Origin of the sequence: Flavobacterium sp. UBA5153 (genome assembly GCA_002413745.1) — a bacterium.
Taxonomy (GTDB): Bacteria; Bacteroidota; Bacteroidia; order Flavobacteriales; family Flavobacteriaceae; genus Flavobacterium.
In genome coordinates this window covers 1-6,127 of the sequence record DHXP01000072.1, presented here as the reverse complement: position 1 = coordinate 6,127, position 6,127 = coordinate 1, and the positions used below count along the sequence as shown (strand labels likewise).

Below are 6,127 nucleotides of genomic sequence, written 5' to 3'. Positions count from 1 at the left end.
GCGGGTAAAGTTAGTATGTCCAAACCCTTGCTTTTGTCAGTAGTATTTTCTTTCAAATGTAATAATTTTTTCTTACGTTTGTTATATGACAAATAAAGAAAATTTTATTAAAAGCTGTTTAGTGTTATTTCAAGAAACTGATTTAGAAACTCAAAAAACTCTATGTGTGGAAATAGTAAATATTTTTAAAAATTCAAAGATGATTCCATACACTTACGAAAAAGATAGACTTCGTTGTATATCTGAAATTCAAGACTTACTAACAAAATATACTTTAAAAACTGAATTCATAACAGATATAGAGTTTAAAAATACATATATTTTATATAGCGAGTTGATTGGAAGTTAAAAAAGAATCTATCACTTCTTTTGCTTTACTTTTAAGTTCTGCTATTCTTGTTTTCATATTCTGTACTCCTTGTAATGCTATTATTCTACGAAGATATATTTCTTTTGTACCATTGATGGCTTGCACTTATGGCTACATTCTAATTCTTCCATTGTTTTTTTAATTCGTTATATTTGTTATCTAAAATTTTATTTATTCTGTTATGACAAATAATCCAGCAAAGTATTTTGATGATATATTGACACTTTTATCTTCCAATTATAATAAAACTTTTACTTTTGAAGAAGTTGCTAAACATCTTTATCCAATGGATTTTAAAGATATGGACAGTGGTACAAGCCCATTTAAGGATTTCCACAAACACTTATTATTTTCCGACCTCACAAACGCTTTTATGTTTCTAAATAAAGAGGGTTTATTATCTTATAATTTAGACAAAGAATTAATTATAATTAATACAGCTGGGTTTGTTAAGATTAAAACTAAAGGTTTTGTAAAAGAAATTAATGATGTTAAGCTAAATATGGTTTTACAAAGAATTGCTTGGATTGCAACTCCAATTTTAGCATTAATTACAGTTATACTTACTTGTTTAAGAATTACGAATAACTGTAATTAAAAATCCTATACAAACAAAAAGTAATACTAAAGAGCAAATTAATAAAAATGACCTTTGTCAAAGTTCAAAACTTTGTCAAAGGTGTTCAAGCCTCTAAACGTTATAAATACCCCCGCACGAATCCTTTCGTGTGGTAATTGAACATAAAATTTCACTACATTTATCAAGTAGAAATTAAAATAGTTTTATGTGAGTAGGAATTATAAATTTCATAATCCAGAGGGTTTATATTTTATCAGCTTTGCCGTTGTTGATTGGTTAGATGTATTTACTAGAAATGAGTATAAAGATTTATTTTTGGAAAGTTTGGTATATTGTCAAAAAAATAAAGGATTATAAATTCATGCATGGTGTAAATCACCTACTGATTTAGGAGTTTAACTAAATAAAAAAACCTCGAAAATAAGCTTCCGAGGTTAATTCTATCTCAATTTTGTTGCGATAAATTTAGAGTGTAGTAATGATAAATTCGCTTCGTCTATTTTGTTGGTGTTGCTCTTCGGTACATTCAACGCCATCGGAGCATCCGTTTACCAATTGTGTTTCGCCATATCCTTTACCCGTTAATCTGCTAGGATCAATTCCGTTTTTCACTAGCCAGTTTATTGTAGATTTTGCTCTATTGTCTGACAAGACTTCATTATATTTAAACGAAGCACGGCTGTCAGTATGCGAACGGACATCCAATTTCATTGTTGGATTTTGAGTCAATACATCCAATATTTTTTCCAGATCCAATGCTGCTTCCTGTCGGATATTATATTTATCCAAGTCGAAATAGATCATTTTAATTCCAAAACATTTTCCTAAATCATCGCCAATGGCAACCTGACATTTTGCTTTTTCCAAGGCAATGGGCAAATTAGTTCTTCCGTTTGTCCTTTCAATGGTGATTTTTTGTTCCTTGGTGGTATAGTCCTGTTTTTCGGCTCTTACATTATACGTTTTTCCACATTCTACGTTGAAGGTGTAATTACCTGTTGGATCCGAAACTGTGGTGCTAGCCAATTTGAATTCATTGTCAAACAAGCTTATTTTTGCGTCAGGTAATACTTGTGAAGTTGCCAAATCTGTTACGTTTCCATATAATTCCTGTTTGCATACCAGTTTTCTGGTTTCCAAAAATTTATAAATGTCGTCATAACCTTGTCCTCCGTCTCTATTGGAAGTAAAAAAGCCTCTTCGAGATTTGGTGTCAATCAAAAAGGCAAAATCATCTTTTGGAGAGTTCACCCCGTCACCCACATTTTTAACTTCGTCAAAAGAACCATCAGGATTTATTTTGGCTACAAATACATCTAATCCGCCAAGACCGGGATGTCCATCTGATGCAAAATAGAGTTCGTTTTCATCCGTAACGAATGGGAAGGTTTCCTTTCCTTCAGTATTGATACTTTTTCCTAAATTTTCCGGAGTTCCAAAACTACCGTCCTCATTTATTTTCACCTTGAATAAATCAGATTGTCCCAATGTCCCTAGCATATCCGAAGCAAAATACAATGTTCTTTCGTCTGGACTCAACGCGGGATGTGCCGTACTGTATTGGTCGCTGTCAAAAGGCAATTCAATAACATTTGTCCATTGATTGTTTTCAAAACTGGCTTTGTATATTTTTATTAAAGTGATTCTTTTTGCATCTTTTCCTTTTTTACCTTCGAGATAGTTATTTCTGGTAAAATATATCGTTTTTCCGTCCTTGGTAAAAACAGGAGTCGATTCATGGAATTTAGAATTTATTGTTTTTGAAAATTTACCAACCGCGCCGGGAGTCATTTCATCTCCTAAATCGGCAACATAAAGGTTGGTGAAATATTGATCGGTCCATTTGTGTTTTTTCTGTCCCAAACTTCCGGTGTCTCTAGCCGATGCAAAAACGAGTTGATTTTTGTAGAACGAACTTCCATAATCGGAATATTTAGAGTTAATACTGGCATCCTCAACTTTGTATCTTCCTGAATTTGCCTTGATTACTTCCAGATAATTTTTGTTTTTTTCGAAAAGTTTCGCCCTGTTGTCGTTTCCGGCTTTCTGGTGAAATTTTTCCATCATCTCGTTGGCTTTATCATTTTCTCCAATAGATTTCAACGATTGGGCATAACGATAATAATATTCTGGTTCAAGATCAGAAGTCATTGCAAACAATTCGCCATACCATTTGGCAGCTTTGTCCAACTCGGAATTGAAGTAATAGGAGTTTCCAAGTTTTTGGAACATATCCACTGATTTATAACCTTTCTCCGCAACTCTTTCATAAGTTTTTATGGCGTCTATGTAGGCATAGCTGTCATACTTTTTGTCGGCTGCAGCCACTTTAGCATTTTGGGCATAACTACTAAATGAAAAAACAGCTACCATTGTTATGTAAAGGAGTATATAATTTTTCATAATAATTGTTTTTAGAAGAATCTTGGAGTTGTGATTTTGTCGATATTGTTGAATATTTCATAGCGCAGGAATATTTCATGCGAACCTGAATTATAGTTGTTTAAATGGGTAGTTTCCCTGTCATATCCGTAACCTATGTATAAACCATCAGAGACTTGAAAACCAACCATGGCACTTAAAGCGGCACTCCATCGATAGGCAATTCCAACAACGAATTTGTCGTTAAACATAAAGTTTCCAGAAACATCCACTTGAAGAGGAGTTCCTTGAACCATTTTGGTAAGCAGGGCAGGTTTGAATTTTACCGAATCCCCCATATCAAATACGTAACCGGCAATTAAATAGTAATTTATTTTTTCTTTAAATATTTTGATTTCATTATCATCATAGCGTTGCGTCTCGATAAAGTTAGGCACTGAAAAACCAATATATGCTTTATCGGAATGCAGATAAATACCGGCTCCAATATTTGGGGAGAACTTGCTGTAATTTTGCAAACTTGGGTCGGGATCTACATTTGTTAATTTGGAGGCATCCAAATCAAATAGATTAGCGGTGGCCTTGATACCAAAAGAGAGCTTAAACGTCTCCGATGTAGGAATGGTATAGGACAAATCTGCCGAGATGGTATTCTCGTGGGTTGGCCCAATTTTATCATTTACCAGCGAAACTCCCAAACCTAGATTGCTTCCGTTCAGTGGTGTATTTATGGATACTGCATTTGTAACGGGAGCACCGTCCAATCCAACCCATTGAGTACGATGCAAAGCAAATATACTCATAGCTCCTCTCGACCCTGCATAAGCGGGATTTACATTGATTGTGTTATACATATATTGTGTAAATTGTGCATCTTGTTGCGCATAACTTACAACTCCAGTAAACATCAAAGCGAATAATAGTATTTTTGTCTTCATTTAGTTTGTTGTTTTAAACCTGTGAGTTGTTGGCTCCCAGGAGTTATATTTGAGTTAGATTTATCTTGTAAGGTATAAATACCCGTCTTTTTTATTGGATTGAATTTTACCATTTCCATCAAAAGAAGTGTAATTTACGATGTAATAATAGGTTCCCGTTGGCAAACCAGATGACTGACTTACGGTTGATCGACCTTGTGAGGTGCCATCAAAAACATTGGTTCCATTATTATAGTTCTTGGTTTCAAAAACCAATACACCCCATCGGTTATAAATTTCGACTGTATTATCCGGATAACAAACAGTATCCTCAATATTGTCGATTATAAATACTTCATTTCTGGAATCTCCATTTGGAGAGAATGCATTGTGGACTTTTACTACTCCACAACCCAATACGATACCGCCACAATCATTATTTACAGTCATTTTTACCATTATGCTTAAAGGACAATCTCCTCCACTGATTTTATATTCAAAAACATAATCACCAAGGGAAATACCAAGGGGAGAAAGTATACTGCCTTGCAAAGCGCCAGTATTATCTATATCTGTCCAGATTCCATTTGCGGAGGTGCCGGTTGGCAACAAACTGTTTAAGTCTAAGGTTGCCGAGTCTGTATTACATGCAGTACTAGCTACAGCAACGACACTATTGGTGACGGTTACATTTACTACTTGAACAAATTTTGATGGATTTCCGCAAGCATCAGACACATTCCATTCTCTTTGAATGGAGTAGGAGTCGGCAGTTTGGTTAATAATATTTTCTGTATACACAGGTGTACCAACAGAAGAACATCCGTCAACAAATACTAAATCTGGTTTCACGGGAATAGCATCACATTTCACGTCAATACTTGGTTCAAATGAAGTGGTGGTTGTAGGTCCCGTTGTATCTTGGACATTTATCGTTTGGGAAGCTGTTGAAGCGTTTCCGCAAGCATCGGCAGCCGTCCAAGTTCTGGTAACAGAGTAGGAACCTGCACAAGCACCAGGAGTCGTTACATCAGCAGAAGTCAATGTAATAACCGAACCACAAGCATCGGTTGCTGTTGCTACAGCAAATGCAGGTGAAGCTGAACAGTCGATAGTGCTTGTTCCCGGTAAAGCAGCAATCACTGGAGCCGTTTTATCTTGAACATTTATCGTTTGATAAGCTGTAGAAGAATTTCCACAAGCATCAGTAGCCGTCCAAGTTCTTTTCACGGAGTATGATCCGGCACAAGCACCTGGTGTTGTCACATCAACAGAAGTAAATGAGGCTACAATTCCACAGGCATCAGTTGCTGTTGCCTCTGCAAATAGAGGGGTTTCAGGACAACTTATCGAAAGACGAGCTTGAGGGACTGCAATTACAGGAGCTATAGTATCAATCACGTTAATTGATTGAGCAGCCGTTGAAGTATTTCCACAGGCATCGGTAGCCGTCCAAGTTCTGGTTACAGAATACGAACCTTCACAAGCACCAGGAGTCGTTACATCAACAAATGTTAATGCAACTTCTGTTTCAGTATTATCAGTAGCTGTTGCGGTAGCAAATTGAGGTGTTGCAGGACAAGAAATTGTTGAAGTTTGTGGTAATTCAGAAATTACGGGTGGTGTACTATCTCCATCTGTTATTGTTCCTGAAACCGTTACTTTACAACAGTTGGTATCCGTTACATCGAAGCTATATGCTCCAGCAGAAACCGTGTGAACCCCATCATTAGTATATGGAGCTATTCCACCAGCTACAGTAATAGTTACAGTAGTAGTACCTCCTTTACAAAAAATAGTACCTTCTTCTTTTGTAGCAATCAATTGATTTACGGTTAAATTCAATATCTGGTTAGCAGTACATCCATCATTGGTAAT

The 6,127-nt window shown here is 35.7% G+C and carries 5 protein-coding genes; 2 read left to right on the top strand and 3 right to left on the bottom strand.

The features are described from left to right. Window positions 1–85 precede the first annotated feature (85 nt). Window positions 86–349 carry a hypothetical protein gene (locus tag B2145_RS14530; protein ID WP_291103714.1) on the top strand — a complete coding sequence of 88 codons (264 nt, stop codon included), beginning with the start codon at window positions 86–88 and terminating at the stop codon, window positions 347–349. A gap of 202 nt (window positions 350–551) precedes the next feature. Continuing rightward, window positions 552–968, top strand: coding sequence for a hypothetical protein (locus B2145_RS14525; RefSeq protein ID WP_291103711.1), 417 nt, complete (start codon window positions 552–554; stop codon window positions 966–968). Window positions 969–1,415: 447 nt separating this feature from the next. On the opposite strand, the gene B2145_RS14520 is transcribed toward B2145_RS14525, so the two are convergent. From B2145_RS14520 to B2145_RS14510, 3 genes are all read right to left on the bottom strand, one after another. Next, on the bottom strand, window positions 1,416–3,353 hold the full coding sequence (locus B2145_RS14520) for an OmpA family protein (protein ID WP_291103708.1): 1,938 nt from the start codon (window positions 3,351–3,353) through the stop codon (window positions 1,416–1,418). Window positions 3,354–3,364: 11 nt separating this feature from the next. Further along, on the bottom strand, window positions 3,365–4,270 hold the full coding sequence (locus B2145_RS14515) for a PorP/SprF family type IX secretion system membrane protein (RefSeq protein WP_291103705.1): 906 nt from the start codon (window positions 4,268–4,270) through the stop codon (window positions 3,365–3,367). Between the two features lie 60 nt (window positions 4,271–4,330). Then, on the bottom strand, window positions 4,331–6,127 hold a 1,797-nt coding region (locus tag B2145_RS14510), incomplete at its 5' end, for a gliding motility-associated C-terminal domain-containing protein (protein WP_291103702.1).